The sequence below is a fragment of the Pseudomonas sp. G7(2022) genome, from assembly GCF_052660475.1.
Genome location: NZ_CP109659.1, coordinates 6,040,259 through 6,058,416, shown reverse-complemented (window position 1 = coordinate 6,058,416; position 18,158 = coordinate 6,040,259). Strand labels below are relative to the sequence as shown.

The window sequence follows — 18,158 nt, the reverse complement described above, 5'->3', positions numbered from 1 at the left end:
CTTTTTTGTGTCTGCCCGTTACTCAGTGCACGGTCAGAACAATCCCCACCCGCGTCAGCCACTCCGCCTCAAGCGCGAAATCCGCCTGGGTCAGCTGGTTTTCATCCAGCCAGTTTTCCGGGAATTCCACGTCGAGGTTGTTGCCGTTGGCGTGCAGCGCCACTTGCGGCATTGCCTGGGTGCCACGGATATGGTGGAACAGGATGGCGAAACGCAGCAGTACGCACAGGCGGATCAGCTTGTCGCCCTCGTCGCCGAACTCGGCGAACTTGTCCTTGGGGATGTTGCGGCGGTGGCCGCGCACCAGCAGGGCGAGCATTTGCTGGTCTTCGCGGGAGAACCCGGCGAGGTCCGAGTGTTCGATCAGGTAGGCGCCGTGCTTGTGGTAGTGGTAGTGAGCGATGTCGAGCCCGACTTCGTGCACTTTCGCCGCCCAGCCCAGCAGTTCGCGCCAGATGCCGTCTTCCAGTTCCCAGTCCACGGCCACTTGATCGAACGCGTGCAGGGCTTTGCGCTCGACCCGTGCAGCCTGTTCGAGGTCGACGTGGTAGCGCTCCATCAGCGAGGTCAGGGTGCGTTCGCGCACGTCTTCGTGATGATGGCGGCCGAGCAGGTCGTAGAGCACGCCTTCACGCAGCGCGCCTTCGCAGTGGTCCATGCGTTGCAGTTCGAGGGCGTCGAAGATTGCTTCGAGAATCGCCAGGCCCGCCGGGAAGATCGCCCGGCGATCCGGCTTGATGCCTTCGAAATCGATCTTGTCGACATCGCCGAGCTTGAACAGGCGACGCTTGAGCCACGCCAGACCTTCGGCGTTCACTTCGCCGGTACCGTGACCGCCGGCCTTCAGCGCCAGGCCGATGGCGCGGATGGTGCCCGAGGAGCCGATGGCTTCATCCCAGGTCAGACGGTGCAGGGCGTGTTCGATGCTCATGATTTCCAGCCGCGCCGCCGTGTACGCCTGGGCGTAGCGGGCCGGGGTGATCTTGCCGTCCTTGAAATAGCGCTGGGTGAAACTCACGCAGCCCATTTGCAGGCTTTCGCGCAGCAACGGCTCGAAACGCTGGCCGATGATGAATTCGGTACTGCCGCCGCCGATGTCGGCGACCAGGCGTTTGCCCGGGGTGTCGGCGAGGGTGTGGGACACGCCGAGGTAGATCAGACGCGCCTCTTCACGGCCGGAAATGACTTCCACCGGGTGGCCGAGGATTTCTTCGGCGCGGTGGATGAACTCCAGGCGGTTACGGGCTTCGCGCAGGGCATTGGTGCCGACGATCCGCACGGCGCCCAGCGGCATGCCGTTGATCAGTTGAGCAAAACGCTTGAGGCAGTCGAGCCCGCGCTGCATGGATTCTTCGTTGAGATGGCGCTCATCGTCGATGCCGGCGGCCAGCTGCACCTTCTCCCCGAGACGTTCGAGAATACGGATTTCGCCGTTCTGGGCCTTGGCCACGACCATGTGGAAGCTGTTGGAGCCCAGGTCGATCGCGGCGATCAGGGACAGATTCTTGGCTTGGGATTGCGGCATGGTCTGGGGGTCTCGGTCGATAACCCCGACATCGTGCCACGATCAAACGCTGCCGCCAACGCGCATGGCTCAAACCCTTGATTTAGCGCACTGACGGCCAGCTTTCAGCCTGCGGCTTCCACGGTTCCGATGAAATTCGCCAGCTCCGGCGTCTGCGGATCGGCAAACAGCACTTTCGGGTCCCCGACCTCGTGCACCTTGCCCTGGTGCATGAACACCAGCTTGTCCCCGACCTCCCGGGCGAAGCGCATTTCGTGGGTGACCATGATCAGCGTCATGCCTTCCTTCGCGAGCTGGCGGACCACGCCGAGCACTTCATTGACCAGTTCCGGATCCAGCGCCGAAGTGATCTCGTCACACAGCAGCACCTTGGGTGACATCGCCAGCGCCCGGGCAATCGCCACGCGCTGTTGCTGGCCACCCGAGAGACGATCCGGGAAGGCATCGAATTTCTCGCCCAGGCCGACGCGCTCCAGCATCTGCCGCGCCAGCTCTTGCGCTTTGGCCTTGGGTACTTTCTGTACCACTTGCGGCGCGAGCATCACGTTTTCGCCCACCGTCAGGTGCGGGAACAGGTTGAACTGCTGGAACACCATCCCGACTTTCTGCCGCAGGCTGCGCAAATCGGCGCGGGCGGCGTCGAGGTATTCGCCGTCGACTTCGATCACGCCATCGTTGATCGATTCCAGACCGTTGAGGGTGCGCAGCAGGGTGGATTTGCCCGAGCCGCTGCGGCCGATGATCGCCACGACCTGGCCTTCCTCGACGCTCAGGTCGATGCCTTTGAGCACGTGGTGATCGCCGTAATATTTATGCAGGGCGGAAATTCTAAGCAGAGGCATGCAGTCTCCTTTCCAGGTAGCGCGCACTGAGGGACAGGGGGTAGCAGAGCAGGAAGTAGCCCAGGGCGACGAGGCCGTAGACCATGAACGGTTCGAAGGTGGCGTTGGCGAGCATGCCGCCGGTCTTGGTCAGTTCGGTGAAGCCGATGATCGAGGTCACAGCGGTGCCTTTGACCACTTGCACCGAGAAACCCACGGTCGGTGCTACGGCAATGCGCAGCGCCTGCGGGAGGATCACGTAGCGCAGTTGCTCCAGCGGATTCAGCGCCAGGCTCGACGACGCCTCCCACTGACCATGGGGAATCGCCTCGACGCAGCCGCGCCAGATCTCCGCCAGATAAGCGCTGGTGAACAGCGTCAGGGCAATCGCCGCTGCCATCCACGGCGAAATTTCCACCCCGGCCAGCGCCACGCCGAAGAACACCAGAAACAGCTGCATCAACAGCGGTGTGCCCTGGAACAGTTCGATCCAGGTGCGGGCGATGCTGCTGGGCAGCGGGTTTTTCGAGATGCGCATGATCAGGATCAGCAACCCGACGATCCCGCCGCCGATGAACGCCACCAGCGACAGCGCCAGCGTCCATTGCAGGCCGGTGAGCAGGTTGCGCAGGATGTCCCAGAGCGTGAAGTCGCTCATTGGCTGCTCCTTGCGCTGCTTTTCGACAGGTAGCGCCGGCCGAGCCAGTTCAGCAACTGACGGATCAGCAGCGCCATGCACAGATAAATGAGGGTGGTCAGGGCGTAGGTTTCAAAAGCGCGGAAGTTGCGCGACTGAATGAAGTTGGCGGCGAAGCTCAACTCTTCGGTGGCGATCTGCGAACACACCGCCGAACCGAGCATCACGATGATGATCTGGCTGCTCAGCGCCGGCCAGACCTTGCCCAGCGCCGGCAGCAGCACCACATGGCGGAACGCTTCGAAGCGACTCATCGCCAAGGCCGCCGCTGCTTCCAGCTGCCCGCGCGGAATCGCCTGGATGCCGGCGCGGATGATCTCGGTCGAGTACGCACCAAGGTTGATCACCATCGCCAGCACCGCCGCCTGCCACTCGGAAATCTGCACGCCGAGGGACGGCAGGCCGAAAAAGATGAAGAACAGTTGCACCAGGAACGGCGTGTTGCGGATCAACTCCACATACACGCCGAAGATCGCCGAGAACGGGCGGATGTTCCACGCCCGCACCAGCGCCCCGACGATGCCCACGCCAACCCCGAACAGCGCGCCGATGGCCGTCAGCTCAAGGGTGAACAACGCCCCGCGCAGCAGCAGGTCGGTGTTTTCCACCACCGGCAAGAAATCGAACTGATAGGCCATGAAAGTCTCCCGCGGCGCCGGTCAGAGGTCGGCCGGCAGCGGCTCTTTGAGCCAGGTCTGCGCGTTCTTTTCCAGCGCGCCGTCAGCCTTGGCGGTGGTCAGGATCTCGTTGACCTTGGCCAGCAGCGCCGGCTCGTTTTTGTTCACGCCGACGTAAACCGGCGAATCCTTGAGCTTCACTTTCAGCGCGGGCACGCGTTTCGGGCTCTTTTCACTGATCGCGACCATCACCACGTTGCCGCTGGCGATCAGGTCAACTTGCCCTGCGAGGTAGGCGGCGATGGTCGAGTTGTTGTCCTCGAAGCGCTTGATGGTCACGCCTTCGGGGGCAACCTTGGTCAGCTCGATGTCCTCGATCGCGCCACGGGTGACGCTGATGGTCTTGCCCTTGAGATCGTCCAGGGTGCTGACGGCTGCATCCGGCGGGCCGAACACGGCGAGGTAGAACGGCGCGTAGGCGCGGGAGAAATCGATGACCTTTTCGCGCTCGGGGTTCTTGCCGAGGCTGGAAATCACCAGGTCGACCTTGCCGGTGGTCAGGAACGGGATGCGGTTGGTGCTGTTGACCGGGGTCAGTTCGAGTTTGACCTTGAGCTGGTCGGCCAGCAGTTTCGCGGTGTCGATATCCAGGCCGCGCGGCTTCATGTCCGGGCCGACCGAACCGAAGGGCGGGAAGTCCTGAGGCACGGCGACTTTCAAGGTGCCGCGTTTGACCACGTCGTCCAGTCCGTCGGCATGGGCGGGGGCCTGGCTCAGCATCAGACCGGCAAACAGGGCGGCGAGGAGGGCGCTGTAACGCTTCGTCATGGACAATCTCCGGATCGGCGGGAAGTGAATTCTGCGATCAGACAGAGCACGGGCCGTGCCAAGACTGGGCTTCGGCTGTGCAAAGCCACGGGTTTAGCGGGTTTGTTCGGTCTTACTGGTCTGAACAGTCAGGTTGGATTTCGCACTGCGATAGCGCATCGGCGTGCACCGCCGAACCCCGCTGGGGCACGACTTGCCTGATGCCTCGAATAGCATTACAACTGGCCGCACCTTGGCCTGGTCCGTCTGGAAAACCATGAACTCGATCTCTCGCGCCGTACCCGAAGTGGCGCTGCAAGCGATCCGCAAATTGATTACCGAGCAGGGCTTCCGCCCCGGCGATGCGCTGCCTTCGCAACGGGATCTGGCGGTTCAGCTGGGCGTCAGTCGCGCGTCGTTGCGTGAGGCGTTGTCGTCCTTGAGCGCGCTGGGGGTGGTCAGCATCCAGCCGGGCAAGGGCGTTTTCGTGCAGGCGCCGGTCGAGTTGCCGCGCGGTGAGGGTGCACCGGCCTGGCCGTTTGCAGCCCAGGCTTCGCCGCTGGAAATCTTTCAGTTGCGCTATGCGCTGGAAGGGTTTGCGGCCGGTCTGGCGGCGGTGACGCTGAGCACGTTTGATCTGGACGAACTGGAAGACAACGTCGCCGCCATGCGCGAGCAGCTGCGTGCCGGCGACTTCGAGGCAGCGGCGAGACTGGATTTCGAATTCCACCGGCGGATTCTGCTGGCCAGCGGCAATCAGGCGATGCTGAGCATCCTCACCGCCAGCGCCGACATCTTTCTGGAAAGCCAGAAATTACCGTTCATCCGCGCCGAGCGGGCCATGGAAACCTGGCAGGAACACCGCAAGATCCTCCGCGCCCTGGCCCGCCGGGCCTCCGCCGCCGCGCAGAAAGCCATGCAGGAGCATGTGCGCAACGCAGCCCTGCGCACCGGAATCGCCTTCATCGCCCCCGCCGGTGCGTGACTTGAGCTATACCCAAACTCATCGAGTGCCATAGCAAGACTCAATCATCTGCGGCTTCCTGAACAAGGGAAGGGCGGCTATGATGGGCCACGTTTTTTTGCTTACAACCTGGAGAATTCCATGAGCAGCGATCTGATCAAACACGTTAGCGACGCTAGCTTCGAAGCCGACGTACTCAAGGCCGAAGGCGCTGTCCTGGTCGACTACTGGGCTGAATGGTGCGGCCCTTGCAAAATGATCGCTCCGGTTCTGGACGAGATTGCAGAGACTTACAAAGGCAAGCTGACCGTTGCCAAGCTGAACATCGACGAAAACCAGGAAACCCCTGCCAAGCACGGCGTACGGGGTATTCCTACCCTGATGCTGTTCAAGAACGGCAACGTGGAAGCGACCAAGGTCGGCGCCCTGTCGAAGTCGCAACTGGCTGCTTTCCTCGACGCCAACATCTAAGCGTCGCGGTAAAGATTGTCCTCAAAAAGCCCCGCAAATTGCGGGGCTTTTTGCGTATTCAGGGCTAGACGCTCCGAAACTCAGGTGGTACATTCGGCCCCGCACTGGTTTCTCCACTGCCCCCTGCTAGCCGTCGCCGACGCACTCCTTTTCGAACAAGTACGCGATCCTGTCGCCTTCTCCGCGGCGCGGCCTCATTAAGCCAAAAGCTTAATTTCCCCCCTCCATAAATGATTACGTCATTCCTATATGAATCTGACTGAACTCAAGCAAAAGCCGATTACCGAACTGCTCGAATTGGCCGAACAGATGGGCATAGAAAATATGGCCCGTTCGCGCAAGCAGGACGTGATTTTCTCCCTGCTGAAAAAGCACGCTAAAAGCGGTGAGGAAATCTCCGGTGATGGCGTGCTGGAGATTCTCCAGGACGGCTTCGGCTTCCTGCGCTCCGCTGACGCTTCCTACCTCGCCGGTCCTGACGACATTTACGTCTCGCCGAGCCAGATCCGCCGTTTCAACTTGCGCACCGGTGACACCATCGTTGGCAAGATCCGCCCTCCGAAGGAAGGCGAGCGGTATTTCGCCCTGCTCAAGGTCGACACGATCAACTTCGATCGTCCGGAAAACGCGAAGAACAAGATTCTCTTCGAGAACCTGACCCCGCTGTTCCCGAACGTGCGCATGAAGATGGAAGCCGGCAACGGTTCCACCGAAGACCTGACCGGTCGAGTCATCGACCTGTGCGCCCCGATCGGCAAAGGCCAGCGTGGTCTGATCGTTGCACCGCCGAAAGCCGGTAAAACGATCATGCTGCAGAACATCGCAGCGAACATCGCCCGTAACAACCCTGAAGTTCACCTGATCGTGCTGTTGATCGACGAACGTCCGGAAGAAGTGACCGAAATGCAGCGCACCGTGCGCGGCGAAGTGGTTGCCTCGACCTTCGACGAGCCGCCGACCCGTCACGTGCAGGTTGCTGAAATGGTGATCGAGAAGGCCAAGCGCCTGGTCGAGCACAAGAAGGACGTGGTGATCCTGCTTGACTCCATCACCCGTCTGGCCCGTGCCTACAACACCGTGATCCCGAGCTCTGGCAAGGTGCTGACCGGTGGTGTCGATGCCCATGCCCTGGAGAAGCCGAAGCGTTTCTTCGGTGCCGCGCGTAACATCGAAGAAGGCGGCTCGCTGACCATCATCGCCACCGCGCTGGTTGAAACCGGTTCGAAGATGGATGAAGTGATCTACGAAGAGTTCAAGGGCACCGGCAACATGGAGCTGCCACTGGACCGTCGCATCGCCGAAAAGCGTGTGTTCCCGGCCATCAACATCAACAAGTCCGGTACTCGTCGCGAAGAGTTGCTGACCGCCGACGACGAACTGCAGCGTATGTGGATCCTGCGCAAGCTGCTGCACCCGATGGACGAAGTGGCGGCCATCGAGTTCCTGGTCGACAAGCTGAAAACGACCAAGACCAACGACGAATTCTTCCTGTCGATGAAGCGCAAGTAACATCGTCGGTCGAGTCCAGAAATGGCGTCCCTGAGGGGGCGCCATTTTTTTGCCTGTTTTTTGTCCGGACGATGGGAGGTTTGCGATCTGGTAAGGTCAGTGAGTTGGCAAAACAACACGCAGCGACTGAGGCTGTACAAAAAACAACCAAATGATTGGCATTAAAGATTTATGAGCACACTCGCTTATCGAAGGGATATCGACGGCTTGCGGGCAGTCGCGGTGATTGCCGTGGTGCTGTTCCACTTTGGCGTCCCGGGGTTCACCGGCGGCTTTGTCGGCGTGGACGTGTTTTTCGTGATTTCCGGCTACCTGATCACCTCGATCATCTGGAACCAGCGCCAGGCAGGGCGTTTCAGCTTCGTCGAGTTCTGGGCCCGGCGTGCCCGGCGGATCCTGCCGGCACTGTTTGCAATGATCATCGCCGTGATGGCGGTGGGCTGGTTCCTGCTGGCACCCAAGGACTACGAGGAGCTGGGGCGGTCGGTGCGCTACCAGGTGACCTTTGTCTCGAACATCCTGTTCATGCGTCAGGACGGCTATTTCGACGTCGCGTCCGATCTCAAGCCACTGCTGCACACCTGGTCGCTGGCGGTGGAGGAACAGTTCTACATTGTGTTCCCGTTGCTGCTGACGCTGCTGTCGAGCCGGCTGAAACACTGGCGACTGGCGCTGTTCGGTATATTGCTGCTGTCCTTCGGGCTGAGTGTGTGGGCAATCAATCACCACCCGGAGAAAGCTTTCTTCCTGCTGCCGATGCGAGCCTGGGAGTTGCTGGCCGGTGCCATGCTGGCGGTGGCGCCGAAACAGGCGTGGCGTTTGAAACCGTTGGCAGCGCAGCTGTTGAGCCTGTCGGGCATGGGACTGATCCTGTTCGCGGTGTTCGTCTATGACAAGTCGACGCCGTTCCCGGGTGCGACCGCGTTGTTGCCGGTGCTGGGCGTGGTGCTGCTGATTCTGGCCAACGGTCATCGCGAAACGGCAGTGGGGCGCTTTTTGAGCAGTCGGGTGATGGTCGGTCTCGGTCTGATCTCTTATTCCTGGTATCTCTGGCATTGGCCGGTATTCGTGTTTTCCAGCTACGCCAGCGTTGAAGAACCCGGCGCGCTGGATATCGCAGGATTGATCCTGTTGACCCTGGTACTGGGCTATCTGTCGTGGAAGTTCGTCGAGACGCCGTTTCGCGAACGACGCTTGCTCGCCGGACGCCGGCAGATTCTGCTGGCAGGCTTGTGCGGCATCCTGGTGATCGGCCTGGCCGGGCAGGCGTTGCGCTGGACCGACGGTTTGCCGTGGCGCCTGTCCGAACAGGCACTGCAATACGCCAAGGGGCGCGAATGGCGCCCGGAGCTGATGGCATGCCTGGCGGACGACAAGACGCCGGACGACAAACTGTTCTGTCATTACGGTGTGGAGAACCTGCCGACTCAGGCCATGGTCTGGGGGGACAGTCATGCCACGGCGCTGATTCCGATATTCGACGACGGCGCGAAAGCCCACGGGGTGAGCGTGATTCTCGCCAGTTCTCCCGGTTGTATCCCGGTTGAAGGATTGGAGCATGACGGGGTTTGTGCGCGCTTCAACCGACGGGTCGAGCAAGGCTTGAGCGCGCAGCGGGTCAGTGATGTGGTGCTGGTCGCACGCTGGAGTCTATATCTGTACGGCGATGCCAAAGGTGATCTCGGTCATGTGCTCAGAACAAGCGACGGCCAATATGACCGCAGCGCCGCCGAACAGCGTCTGGCCGTCGGTCTGCGGGCGCGGGTCGCGCAACTGCGCGCTGGCGGCCACCGGGTCTGGCTGGTGAAGGAGGCGCCGTTGCAGGCCTTCAGCCCACCGTATCGGCTCACACGGCTGGCGATGCTGGATCACTCGGTAGAGGGCGTTGGCCAGAGTGTCGACGAGCATCACAAGCGCCAGGCCTTCATCAGCCAGTTGTTCGCCCAACTGGCGAAGGATCCGGCGGTACGGGTGATCGACCCGGCGTCTCGGTTGTGCGACGAAAGCGGTCTGTGCCGCGCCGAGCTCGATGGCTACTCCCTGTACACCGATGACAATCACCTTTCGGAGGTCGGCGCACGCCTGGTGGCACCGATCCTTGAACCGTTGTTTGTCGGTCTTCAGTCCGGGAAAAAACTCGCAAAAGGCCAGGTGAATGCAGCCAAGTAAGCAGTGACGGGCTGCCAGCGACCGGCATAGCAGGTAGGATGTACGCCTATTTTGAGGGTGCCATCATCAATGAAATTCAAGGATCTTCGGGATTTCGTGCAGCAGCTTGAGCAGCGCGGAGAGTTGAAACGCATCCGGATTCCCGTCTCGCCGGTGCTGGAAATGACCGAGGTGTGCGACCGCACACTGCGGGCCAAGGGCCCGGCGCTGCTGTTCGAGAAGCCGACCGGCTATGACATTCCGGTGCTCGGCAACCTGTTCGGCACCCCCGAGCGGGTTGCCATGGGCATGGGTGCCGAGTCGGTCAGCGAGCTGCGCGAAATCGGCAAGCTGCTGGCGTTCCTCAAGGAGCCGGAGCCGCCGAAGGGCTTGAAGGACGCGTGGTCGAAGCTGCCGATCTTTCGCAAGATCATTGCGATGGCGCCGAAAGTCGTCAAAGACGCACCCTGCCAGGAAGTCGTCATCGAAGGCGATGACGTTGATCTGGCAATGCTGCCGGTGCAGACCTGCTGGCCGGGCGACGTGGCCCCACTGATCACCTGGGGCCTGACGGTCACCAAAGGCCCGAACAAGGACCGGCAGAACCTCGGCATCTACCGTCAGCAAGTGATCGGCCGCAACAAAGTCATCATGCGCTGGCTCAGCCACCGTGGCGGTGCGCTGGACTTCCGTGAGTGGTGCGAGAAGCACCCGGGCCAGCCGTTCCCGGTGTCCGTGGCCCTCGGCGCGGATCCGGCGACCATTCTCGGCGCCGTCACCCCGGTGCCGGACAGCCTCTCCGAATACGCCTTCGCCGGTCTGTTGCGCGACAGTCGCACCGAGCTGGTGAAGTGCCGTGGCAACGACCTTCAAGTGCCGGCCACTGCCGAAATCATCCTTGAAGGCGTGATCCACCCGGGCGAGATGGCCGACGAAGGCCCGTACGGCGACCACACCGGTTACTACAACGAAGTCGACAGCTTCCCGGTGTTCACCGTCGAGCGCATCACCCACCGAATCAAACCGATCTACCACAGTACCTACACCGGCCGTCCGCCGGATGAGCCGGCGATTCTCGGCGTGGCGCTGAACGAAGTGTTCGTGCCGATCCTGCAGAAGCAATTTCCGGAGATCACCGACTTTTACCTGCCGCCGGAGGGCTGCTCGTACCGCATGGCCGTGGTGACGATGAAGAAGTCGTATCCGGGCCACGCCAAGCGCGTGATGCTGGGAGTCTGGTCGTTTTTGCGACAGTTCATGTACACCAAGTTCGTTATCGTCACCGACGACGACATCAACGCGCGGGACTGGAACGACGTGATCTGGGCCATCACCACGCGCATGGACCCCAAGCGCGACACGGTGATGATCGACAACACGCCGATCGACTACCTCGACTTCGCCTCGCCGGTGTCGGGACTCGGCTCGAAGATAGGCCTGGATGCCACCCACAAGTGGCCGGGCGAAACCACTCGCGAGTGGGGCCGTGTCATCGTCAAGGATGATGCCGTCACCCAACGGATCGATGCCATCTGGAATCAGTTAGGAATAGATTGATGCGTGTAACCCTGCAGCCCTCCGGAGCCGTGCTCGAGATACGGCCCGGAGAGCGGATTCTCGATGGTGCGCGGCGCCTGGGCTATGAATGCCCGCAAAGCTGTCGCAACGGCAATTGTCACGTGTGCGCAGCGCTGCTGGTGGAAGGCCGGGTCGAACAGGCCGGCAAGGTGCATGACCACGGCGAGTTCTACACTTGCATAGCGAAGCCGCTGGAAGACTGCATCCTGCTGTGGGATGGCGTGCTTGCGCTGGGAGAACTGCCGGTGCGCAGCCTGTCGTGTCAGGTCATCGAATGCCGGGACGTCGGTGGCGATACCTGGCGCGTGCGCCTGCGTGCGCCGGCCGGCAAGCCGCCGCGTTATCACGCCGGTCAGTACCTGATGATCGAGCGCGAGAACGGCGAGAAGTCAGCCTTTTCCATGGCTTCTGCGCCCCACGGTGGGCGAGATCTGGAAATCCATGTCCTGGCGCGTGAAGCCAGTGCCCTGAGCCTGATCGAGCAACTGCAGCGCAACACCATGGTGCGGGTCGAGCTGCCGTTCGGCGACACCCATCTCGCGGAATTGCCGGACGGACCGCTGGTATTGATTGCCGCCGGCACCGGCATGGGCCAGATCCACAGCCTGATCGAACATTGCCGGGCCAACGGTTTCAAGCATCCGGTGCATTTGTACTGGGGCGTGCGTCGTCCGGAAGATTTCTACGAAATCGAACATTGGGACGAATGGCTGAAGCTGCCCAACCTGTTCCTGCACAAGGTCGTCAGCGATCAATGCGGTTGGGAAGGGCGCTGCGGGATGTTGCATGAGGCGGTGTGTGAGGATTTCCCGGACCTGAAATCGCTGCATGTCTACGCCAGCGGTTCGCCGGCGATGGTCTATGGCACGCTGGATGCGCTGGTGGAGGCGGGTATGGATGCCCACCAGATGCGCGCCGATGTGTTTGCATACGCGCCTCGCTCTTGAGCCTTCCTAGAACCGCACGCCCGTCGTCACCATGGCCGCATTGGCGCCGAGAAACACCAGCTCGGCGCCCAGTGGGCCATAGTGGGTGCCAACCGACGGAATGATCACCGGTGCCACGCCGAAGTGATTGAGCGGGATCTTGTCCTTGTAGTCACCTCGATAGCCCTGCAGCAACCCGCCCGTGAGTTTCACGTACACCGGATAGTTGGCGCTCTCGAAGCGTTTGCCGGCATAGGCATAGTTTGAACGCTGGCTGAATGAATTACGGAAAGTTGCCCCGCCAAATACCCAGCCAGACGCCTGATTGCGTTCGATACCGATCAAGTCCTGATGATTGTTGTGTTCGGGGTCGGGTGAGTAATGTTTGGTATAGACACTGGTCTGTGCATACCAGAACCCCTTGTCCTCTTGCGAATCATCGGCGGCCAGTGCCTGGCCGGTCTGAATCAATAACAGTGCGGCCAAAAGCCTTGGTGTGTTCATCGTGCAGCCTCGGTTGAACGGTTGGCTTGCGCCAGAGGAAAGCCGTTGTACGTAGGCGTTCAGCGACGGTAAATATGGAAAGTCCGAAATTTTAGTAGGAAAAATCCCGGGGTTTCATGAACGAAACCTGAACGAAGAGAGGGCTTAACGATATTTCATTCGGGTATTTAAGATATCTGCGCAATGGTATTAGGCTATATCAAACAAGATAGCCCTCGCGGATAACCCCGTATCAGCGCTATCAAAGGTGTCATACATCCTTTAGCACTTTTCGTTTTACAGTTACTGCTATATGTTCTATCAAGCGAATTGCGCTTACATCTTGTAATACTTGCGGGGCCGAATACTTCCGTCATGACAGCCATTGAATCTGCTTTTCTGAATCTGGCTTACCCTCCGCGGCTCGACCTGGGGCCGCAGCTGACTCACGAACAACTTCTCGCTTCCATGCAATCGACCATGGCACGCCACAAGGGCGGGCCGGTCTGGTTGTTCGCATATGGATCGTTGATCTGGCGGCCGGAATGTTCGGCGGTGGAGCGGGTGCGCGGGCGGGTGCATGGCTACCATCGCGGCTTGTACCTGTGGTCCCACGAACATCGCGGTACGCCGGAAATGCCGGGGCTGGTATTCGGTCTGGATCGCGGTGGCTCGTGCAGCGGCTTTGCCTATCGGTTGCCGGAAGACAACCTCGACAGTGCGCTGTATGCGCTGTGGAAACGCGAGATGCCGTTCCCGTCCTATCGCCCGCACTGGCTCAACTGCCGGCTCGAAGATGGCAGCCAGGTGCAGGCCCTGGGATTTGTGTTGGAGCGACACCTGCCCAGCTATGCCGGCAATCTGCCGGATCATGTGCTGAGCCAGGTGTTCGAAAGCGCTTGCGGGCGTTACGGCACCACTCGCGATTATGTCGAGCAGACCGCCCACGCCCTGCGCAGCCACGCCATGCCAGACCGTAATCTGGAGGCGCGGCTCAAGCGCTGCAAGTCAAAAGCCGATCAGGCGACTGCTTCGCGGCTCTGACTGGCGACCTGTTTGTGCCACAGGGTCGGTGCCAGGAAGGCCATCGACAGCAGGCAAGCGCCCACCAGCAGCACGAAACCGCCATCCCAGCCGAAGTGGTCCACGGTGTAGCCCATCGCGGCACTGGCCGCGACCGAACCACCCAGATAACCGAACAGGCCGGTGAAGCCTGCCGCAGTACCGGCGGCTTTCTTCGGCGCCAGCTCCAGCGCCTGCAGGCCGATCAGCATCACCGGGCCGTAGATCAGGAAGCCGATGGAGAACAGCGCGATCATGTCGATGGTCGGGTTGCCGGCGGGGTTCAGCCAGTAAACCAGAGTCGCGACGGTCACCAGCGCCATGAACACCATGCCGGTCAGGCCACGGTTGCCACGGAAGATCTTGTCTGACATCCAGCCGCACAATAGCGTGCCCGGAATGCCCGCCCACTCATAAAAGAAGTACGCCCACGAAGTCTTGTCGACGTCGAAGTGCTTGGCTTCCTTGAGATAGGTCGGCGCCCAGTCCAGCACGCCGTAGCGCAGCAGGTAGACGAAGACGTTGGCCAGGGCGATGTACCAGAGCATTTTGTTGCGCAGCACGTATTTGACGAAGATTTCCTTGGCGCTGAATTCGTCTTCGTGGCTGGCGTCGTAGCCTTCCGGGTAATCGTTCTTGTACTTCTCGATCGGTGGCAGACCGACCGATTGCGGGGTGTCACGCATGGTGATGAAGGCAAATGCCGCCACCGCCAGAGCCACCGCCGCCGGCACGTAGAACGCTGCGTGCCAGTCGTTGAACAGGCCCATGCCGATCAGGAACAGCGGGCCGATCAGGCCGCCACCGACGTTGTGCGCCACGTTCCATACGGATACCACGCCGCCGCGTTCCTTCTGCGACCACCAGTGCACCATGGTCCGTCCGCTCGGCGGCCAGCCCATGCCCTGGGCCCAGCCGTTGATGAACAACAGGATGAACATCATGGTCACGCTGGACGTCGCCCAGGGCGCGAAACCGAAAATGAACATTACCCCCGCCGAGACCAGCAGGCCGAAGGGCAGGAAGTAGCGCGGGTTGGAACGGTCGGAGACCAGGCCCATGAGGAACTTGGACAGACCATAGGCGATCGCGATGGCCGACATCGCCAGACCCAGTTCGCCACGGGTGTAACCCTCGTCGATCAGGTACGGCATGGCCAGGGAGAAGTTCTTGCGCAGCAGGTAGTAACCCGCGTAGCCAAAGAAGATACCGGCGAAGATCTGCCAGCGCAGACGTCGGTAGGTACTGTCGATTTTTTCTTCAGGCAATGGAGCCTGATGTGCGGCAGGACGAAAGAAAGCAAACATTCAAGAGCTCCAGATTTCTTGTTTTGACTGCGGATGCGAATGTTACAGTTTCGTTACCGAAAATAGCACCGGTTCGCATCGGCAAAACAGCGGAAAATGTTGGAAGTCGCACGTTCTTTTACGAACCTGTCGCTCAGCTGTAAGAACGGGGCGTTTTCACCACTTGTGAACATCGCGCAGCTTAGACTCGCGATCCGTCGACCGACTGTTCTGCAGAGATGAATGATGGCTTTGAGGGTTCGCATGTTGATGCGCCGATTATTGGCGGCGGCAGTAATCGCCGTGGCGGCGCTGACCTTGATTTACACCGATCACCCTGCGCAGTCCGGTTTGCGCAATGCCACGGTGCTGATCATCCGTCATGCGGAAAAGCCGACCGAGGGCTCGGTACTCAATGCCCGGGGTGAAGAACGGGCCCGCGCTTATGTCGATTATTTCAATCCGTTGAAACTGGATGGCCAGACGCTGACCCCGGAACGGCTGATTGCCGCCGGCGACAGCCCCGAGAGCTCCCGCTCACGTTTGACCCTGACCCCGCTGGCCGAGCGTCTGAACCTGTCTATCGAACAGCCTTACATCAATGGCGACGTACATGAACTGGTCAAGCTGTTGCGCAAGAGCAATCAGGCGCCGGTGATCCTGATCGCCTGGCACCATGGGCACATCAACAAGCTGATCAGTGCGTTCGGTGGCGACAGCACGGCCCTGATGGGCCAGAAAAAATGGCCGGACGAGGTTTACGACTGGATGCTCGTGCTGCGCTTCGATGACAAGGGCCGGATTATCAAGGCCGATAGCCGAAAGGTTCTGGAGCACCTGTTGCCGGGCGATGCTGAGGACGACAGTCCGAGGGAGTAGTCCGTCAGAAAAATTACCCAGGCACATTTGCGCAGCGTTTTTACTCAATTTCCCTTCGCAGCTTAGGCAATGTCCTGCATCCAACGCAGAAGCTGCGCCATTCAGTGGAAAATCATTACTCCGTAACCTTTGTGTTGTTGCCGACAGGGCATATCAGTGCAAAAGGAACGGAAATCATGCGATGGGCCATAGCAGTTTTTTTGTTGGTGACTCTCCCGGCTCAGGCTGGAGAAGTGTTTCTGATTCCGGAACACAATCCCAAGCCGATTTACCCACGTGCGTTATCCAGAGCGGGAATTACCGGTGACGTAAAGGTCGGATTCACCGCCAAGGCGGATGGCTCCGTGAGCGAAATCACCATTCTGCGCAGTGATCATCCGGAGCTGGCGCAAGCGGTCAGAGAGGCAATAGCTCAGTGGAGGTTCAAACCGTGGAAGGTTGACGACAAGAAGCCAGCCGCTCAGGAAATAGTTGCTCCTATGATATTTCGCCTCGAGGCGCCGGAAGGTGCTCACCAATGGGTTCAACAATTGAAATGCCGAGAGTTGAACGCACACCTCAATCATATGCCCGAGTATGCGTGGATCGATTCCGCGCCGTTTCACTATCTCCGTAGCCACCTGTCGAGTGGTGTCTTCCAGTCACAACTGTCGGAGGACAAAAGGCTGGCGTTGATTGCCCGGCTGAACCGAAGCGTGGAGGGCGTCGTCTGGCGTTGTCGGCAGTGGCCAGTGAGCAGATTCACGAGGTTTTTGCCGGAGGAAGTCCGCCAGTTGCTGTAGTGCCGGGCGGAAAGAATGGCGATCCGGACAGCGTCCGGATCGCCGATTGAATCAACGAACCTGCACCACAACCTTGCCCACAGCTTTGCGCTGCCCCAGATCATTGATCGCCTGTGCCGCCTCGCTCAGCGGATAGACTTGCGACACCAGCGGTTTCAGCTTGCCCTCGGCAAACCAGGCGAACAATTGCTGGAAGTTCGCGGCGTTGTCCTGTGGCTGGCGTTGGGCGAAGGAGCCCCAGAACACGCCGAGCACCGCCGCACCCTTGAGCAATGCAAGGTTGACCGGCAGTTCGGGGATGCGTCCGCTGGCGAAACCGACCACCAGCAGGCGGCCGTTCCAGGCGATGGCGCGGATGGCCTGGTCGAACAGGTCGCCGCCGACCGGGTCGTAGATCACGTCGGCGCCCTGACCGTCGGTCAGGCGCTTGATTTCGTCCTTGAGGCTGGTTTCGCTGTAGTTGATCAGTTCGTCGGCACCGGCCGCCTTGGCCACGGCGAGTTTCTCGGCGCTGCTGGCGGCGGCAATGACCCGGGCGCCAATGGCTTTGCCGATCTCGACGGCTGCGAGCCCGACGCCGCCGGAGGCACCGAGCACCAACAGGGTTTCGCCCGGTTGCAGGTTGCCGCGCTGTTTGAGGGCGTGCATCGAGGTGCCGTAGGTCATGCTGAACGCGGCGGCGGTGTTGAAGTCCATCGACGGCGGAATTGGCAGCACGTTATAGCCCGGCACCGCCACCTGCTCGGCGAAGCTGCCCCAGCCGGTCAGGGCCATGACCCGGTCACCGACTTTCAAGTGGCTGACCTTTTCACCCACCGCGCTGACCACGCCGGAGGCTTCGCCACCCGGCGAGAACGGGAAGGGTGGCTTGAACTGGTACTTGCCCTCGATGATCAGCGTGTCCGGGAAGTTGACCCCGGCGGCGTGCACGTCCAGCAGGATTTCATTCTTCTTCGCGACAGGACTGGCGACGTCTTCCAGCACCAGCGATTCGGCAGGACCGAAGGCTTTGCACAGCACGGCTTTCATCAGGGCTATTCCTTTGGGAGTGATGGCCGATAAGTGTAGGTGTGGCAGTCAACGGGTCAACGAGCATGCCCGGCCCTGATAGTCCGCCATAAGCTTGTGCTTGCGCGGCGGGTCGTTATGCTAGGCCGCAAACCGGATAAGGAGCGAATTGTGAAAGCGTGGATCATGTTGTTGCTGGCCCTGTCTCTGCCTGTGGCAGCGCTGGCCGAAGAAGCCAAAGAGGGCGAGGCGCCGAAGGTCAACTACATCACCCTGAGCCCGCCGTTCGTGGGCAACTACGGGCTGGACGGCACGCCGAAACTCAAGGTCTACAAGGCCGACGTGGCGTTGCGGGTGACGGGTGAGGAAGCGACCAAACTGGTCAAGGCCAACGAGCCGCTGATCCGCAATCAACTGGTGGCGCTGTTCACTCAGCAGACCACCGATGCGATGGGCAGCATCGAAGGCAAGGAAAAACTGCGTCAGGAAGCCTTGAAGCAGACCCAGCAAGTGATGAATGACGAGACCGGCAAACCGGTGGTCGAGGATCTGTTGTTCAACAACCTGATCATTCAATAAGCATCGCGGCTGCGGT

18 protein-coding genes are annotated in these 18,158 nt (G+C 60.6%); 10 read left to right on the top strand and 8 right to left on the bottom strand.

Features of this window, described 5'->3' with window-relative positions:
• Window positions 1-22 precede the first annotated feature (22 nt).
• The 5 genes from ppx to NE357_RS27810 form a co-directional block, all read right to left on the bottom strand.
• Entirely contained in the window at window positions 23-1,525 is a 1,503-nt protein-coding gene (ppx, locus tag NE357_RS27830) for an exopolyphosphatase (RefSeq protein ID WP_169432406.1), read from the bottom strand.
• 104 nt (window positions 1,526-1,629) lie between these two features.
• On the bottom strand, window positions 1,630-2,367 hold the full coding sequence (locus tag NE357_RS27825; protein WP_169432405.1) for an amino acid ABC transporter ATP-binding protein: 738 nt from the start codon (window positions 2,365-2,367) through the stop codon (window positions 1,630-1,632).
• Entirely contained in the window at window positions 2,354-3,004 is a 651-nt protein-coding gene (locus NE357_RS27820; protein ID WP_169432404.1) for an amino acid ABC transporter permease, read from the bottom strand. Before NE357_RS27820 ends, NE357_RS27825 begins: the two co-directional genes overlap by 14 nt.
• Window positions 3,001-3,681, bottom strand: coding sequence for an amino acid ABC transporter permease (locus NE357_RS27815; protein WP_039765327.1), 681 nt, complete (start codon window positions 3,679-3,681; stop codon window positions 3,001-3,003). The genes NE357_RS27820 and NE357_RS27815 overlap by 4 nt, the downstream gene beginning before the upstream one ends.
• 21 nt (window positions 3,682-3,702) lie before the next feature.
• Window positions 3,703-4,488, bottom strand: coding sequence for a transporter substrate-binding domain-containing protein (locus NE357_RS27810; protein WP_169432403.1), 786 nt, complete (start codon window positions 4,486-4,488; stop codon window positions 3,703-3,705).
• 256 nt (window positions 4,489-4,744) lie between these two features.
• Here NE357_RS27810 and NE357_RS27805 point away from each other — a divergent pair, with 256 nt between their 5' ends.
• The 6 genes from NE357_RS27805 to NE357_RS27780 all read left to right on the top strand — a co-directional run bounded on the left by NE357_RS27805 (window position 4,745) and on the right by NE357_RS27780 (window position 12,084).
• Window positions 4,745-5,452: a FadR/GntR family transcriptional regulator gene (locus NE357_RS27805; RefSeq protein WP_169432402.1), complete on the top strand. Its 708-nt coding sequence runs from the start codon at window positions 4,745-4,747 to the stop codon at window positions 5,450-5,452.
• Window positions 5,453-5,572: 120 nt separating this feature from the next.
• The gene (gene trxA / locus NE357_RS27800) at window positions 5,573-5,902 is read left to right on the top strand and encodes a thioredoxin TrxA (RefSeq protein ID WP_003206727.1); all 330 of its coding nucleotides are present in this window, start codon (window positions 5,573-5,575) and stop codon (window positions 5,900-5,902) included.
• 249 nt (window positions 5,903-6,151) lie between these two features.
• Window positions 6,152-7,411, top strand: coding sequence for a transcription termination factor Rho (gene rho, locus NE357_RS27795; RefSeq protein WP_007951825.1), 1,260 nt, complete (start codon window positions 6,152-6,154; stop codon window positions 7,409-7,411).
• Window positions 7,412-7,582: 171 nt separating this feature from the next.
• The gene (locus tag NE357_RS27790) at window positions 7,583-9,580 is read left to right on the top strand and encodes an acyltransferase family protein (protein ID WP_169432401.1); all 1,998 of its coding nucleotides are present in this window, start codon (window positions 7,583-7,585) and stop codon (window positions 9,578-9,580) included.
• A gap of 69 nt (window positions 9,581-9,649) precedes the next feature.
• Window positions 9,650-11,116 carry a 4-hydroxy-3-polyprenylbenzoate decarboxylase gene (gene ubiD, locus NE357_RS27785; protein WP_169432400.1) on the top strand — a complete coding sequence of 489 codons (1,467 nt, stop codon included), beginning with the start codon at window positions 9,650-9,652 and terminating at the stop codon, window positions 11,114-11,116.
• Window positions 11,116-12,084: a CDP-6-deoxy-delta-3,4-glucoseen reductase gene (locus NE357_RS27780; RefSeq protein WP_169432399.1), complete on the top strand. Its 969-nt coding sequence runs from the start codon at window positions 11,116-11,118 to the stop codon at window positions 12,082-12,084. Before ubiD ends, NE357_RS27780 begins: the two co-directional genes overlap by 1 nt.
• Before the next feature lie 6 nt (window positions 12,085-12,090).
• Here the strand turns inward: NE357_RS27780 and NE357_RS27775 are convergent, their stop codons facing one another.
• The gene (locus NE357_RS27775; RefSeq protein ID WP_169432398.1) at window positions 12,091-12,567 is read right to left on the bottom strand and encodes a sn-glycerol-3-phosphate transporter; all 477 of its coding nucleotides are present in this window, start codon (window positions 12,565-12,567) and stop codon (window positions 12,091-12,093) included.
• Window positions 12,568-12,921: 354 nt separating this feature from the next.
• Here NE357_RS27775 and NE357_RS27770 point away from each other — a divergent pair, with 354 nt between their 5' ends.
• A complete protein-coding gene (locus NE357_RS27770) occupies window positions 12,922-13,590 on the top strand; it encodes a gamma-glutamylcyclotransferase (RefSeq protein ID WP_085708964.1) in 669 nt (222 codons plus the stop codon).
• On the opposite strand, the gene glpT is transcribed toward NE357_RS27770, so the two are convergent.
• A complete protein-coding gene (glpT, locus tag NE357_RS27765; RefSeq protein WP_169432397.1) occupies window positions 13,566-14,915 on the bottom strand; it encodes a glycerol-3-phosphate transporter in 1,350 nt (449 codons plus the stop codon). The two genes, NE357_RS27770 and glpT, sit on opposite strands and share 25 nt — an antisense overlap.
• Before the next feature lie 225 nt (window positions 14,916-15,140).
• Here glpT and NE357_RS27760 point away from each other — a divergent pair, with 225 nt between their 5' ends.
• Together NE357_RS27760 and NE357_RS27755 are read left to right on the top strand one after the other, a co-directional pair.
• Complete coding sequence (locus NE357_RS27760) at window positions 15,141-15,773, top strand: flagellar basal body-associated protein FliL (protein ID WP_169432396.1); 633 nt, start codon at window positions 15,141-15,143, stop codon at window positions 15,771-15,773.
• 104 nt (window positions 15,774-15,877) lie between these two features.
• Window positions 15,878-16,555, top strand: a complete 678-nt coding sequence (locus NE357_RS27755; RefSeq protein WP_349306013.1) for an energy transducer TonB — start codon at window positions 15,878-15,880, stop codon at window positions 16,553-16,555.
• 51 nt (window positions 16,556-16,606) lie between these two features.
• Here NE357_RS27755 and NE357_RS27750 read toward each other — a convergent pair whose 3' ends face one another.
• On the bottom strand, window positions 16,607-17,584 hold the full coding sequence (locus tag NE357_RS27750) for an NADPH:quinone oxidoreductase family protein (RefSeq protein WP_169432395.1): 978 nt from the start codon (window positions 17,582-17,584) through the stop codon (window positions 16,607-16,609).
• Between the two features lie 150 nt (window positions 17,585-17,734).
• Here NE357_RS27750 and NE357_RS27745 point away from each other — a divergent pair, with 150 nt between their 5' ends.
• Window positions 17,735-18,142 carry a flagellar basal body-associated protein FliL gene (locus NE357_RS27745; protein WP_007951814.1) on the top strand — a complete coding sequence of 136 codons (408 nt, stop codon included), beginning with the start codon at window positions 17,735-17,737 and terminating at the stop codon, window positions 18,140-18,142.
• Window positions 18,143-18,158 lie beyond the last annotated feature (16 nt).

Coding starts and splice junctions, on each gene's coding strand:
- ppx (WP_169432406.1), bottom strand. CDS start 1,525: ATGCCGCAATCCCAAGCCAAGAATCTGTCCCTGATCGCCGCGATCGAC.
- NE357_RS27825 (WP_169432405.1), bottom strand. CDS start 2,367: ATGCCTCTGCTTAGAATTTCCGCCCTGCATAAATATTACGGCGATCAC.
- NE357_RS27820 (WP_169432404.1), bottom strand. CDS start 3,004: ATGAGCGACTTCACGCTCTGGGACATCCTGCGCAACCTGCTCACCGGC.
- NE357_RS27815 (WP_039765327.1), bottom strand. CDS start 3,681: ATGGCCTATCAGTTCGATTTCTTGCCGGTGGTGGAAAACACCGACCTG.
- NE357_RS27810 (WP_169432403.1), bottom strand. CDS start 4,488: ATGACGAAGCGTTACAGCGCCCTCCTCGCCGCCCTGTTTGCCGGTCTG.
- NE357_RS27805 (WP_169432402.1), top strand. CDS start 4,745: ATGAACTCGATCTCTCGCGCCGTACCCGAAGTGGCGCTGCAAGCGATC.
- trxA (WP_003206727.1), top strand. CDS start 5,573: ATGAGCAGCGATCTGATCAAACACGTTAGCGACGCTAGCTTCGAAGCC.
- rho (WP_007951825.1), top strand. CDS start 6,152: ATGAATCTGACTGAACTCAAGCAAAAGCCGATTACCGAACTGCTCGAA.
- NE357_RS27790 (WP_169432401.1), top strand. CDS start 7,583: ATGAGCACACTCGCTTATCGAAGGGATATCGACGGCTTGCGGGCAGTC.
- ubiD (WP_169432400.1), top strand. CDS start 9,650: ATGAAATTCAAGGATCTTCGGGATTTCGTGCAGCAGCTTGAGCAGCGC.
- NE357_RS27780 (WP_169432399.1), top strand. CDS start 11,116: ATGCGTGTAACCCTGCAGCCCTCCGGAGCCGTGCTCGAGATACGGCCC.
- NE357_RS27775 (WP_169432398.1), bottom strand. CDS start 12,567: ATGAACACACCAAGGCTTTTGGCCGCACTGTTATTGATTCAGACCGGC.
- NE357_RS27770 (WP_085708964.1), top strand. CDS start 12,922: ATGACAGCCATTGAATCTGCTTTTCTGAATCTGGCTTACCCTCCGCGG.
- glpT (WP_169432397.1), bottom strand. CDS start 14,915: ATGTTTGCTTTCTTTCGTCCTGCCGCACATCAGGCTCCATTGCCTGAA.
- NE357_RS27760 (WP_169432396.1), top strand. CDS start 15,141: ATGGCTTTGAGGGTTCGCATGTTGATGCGCCGATTATTGGCGGCGGCA.
- NE357_RS27750 (WP_169432395.1), bottom strand. CDS start 17,584: ATGAAAGCCGTGCTGTGCAAAGCCTTCGGTCCTGCCGAATCGCTGGTG.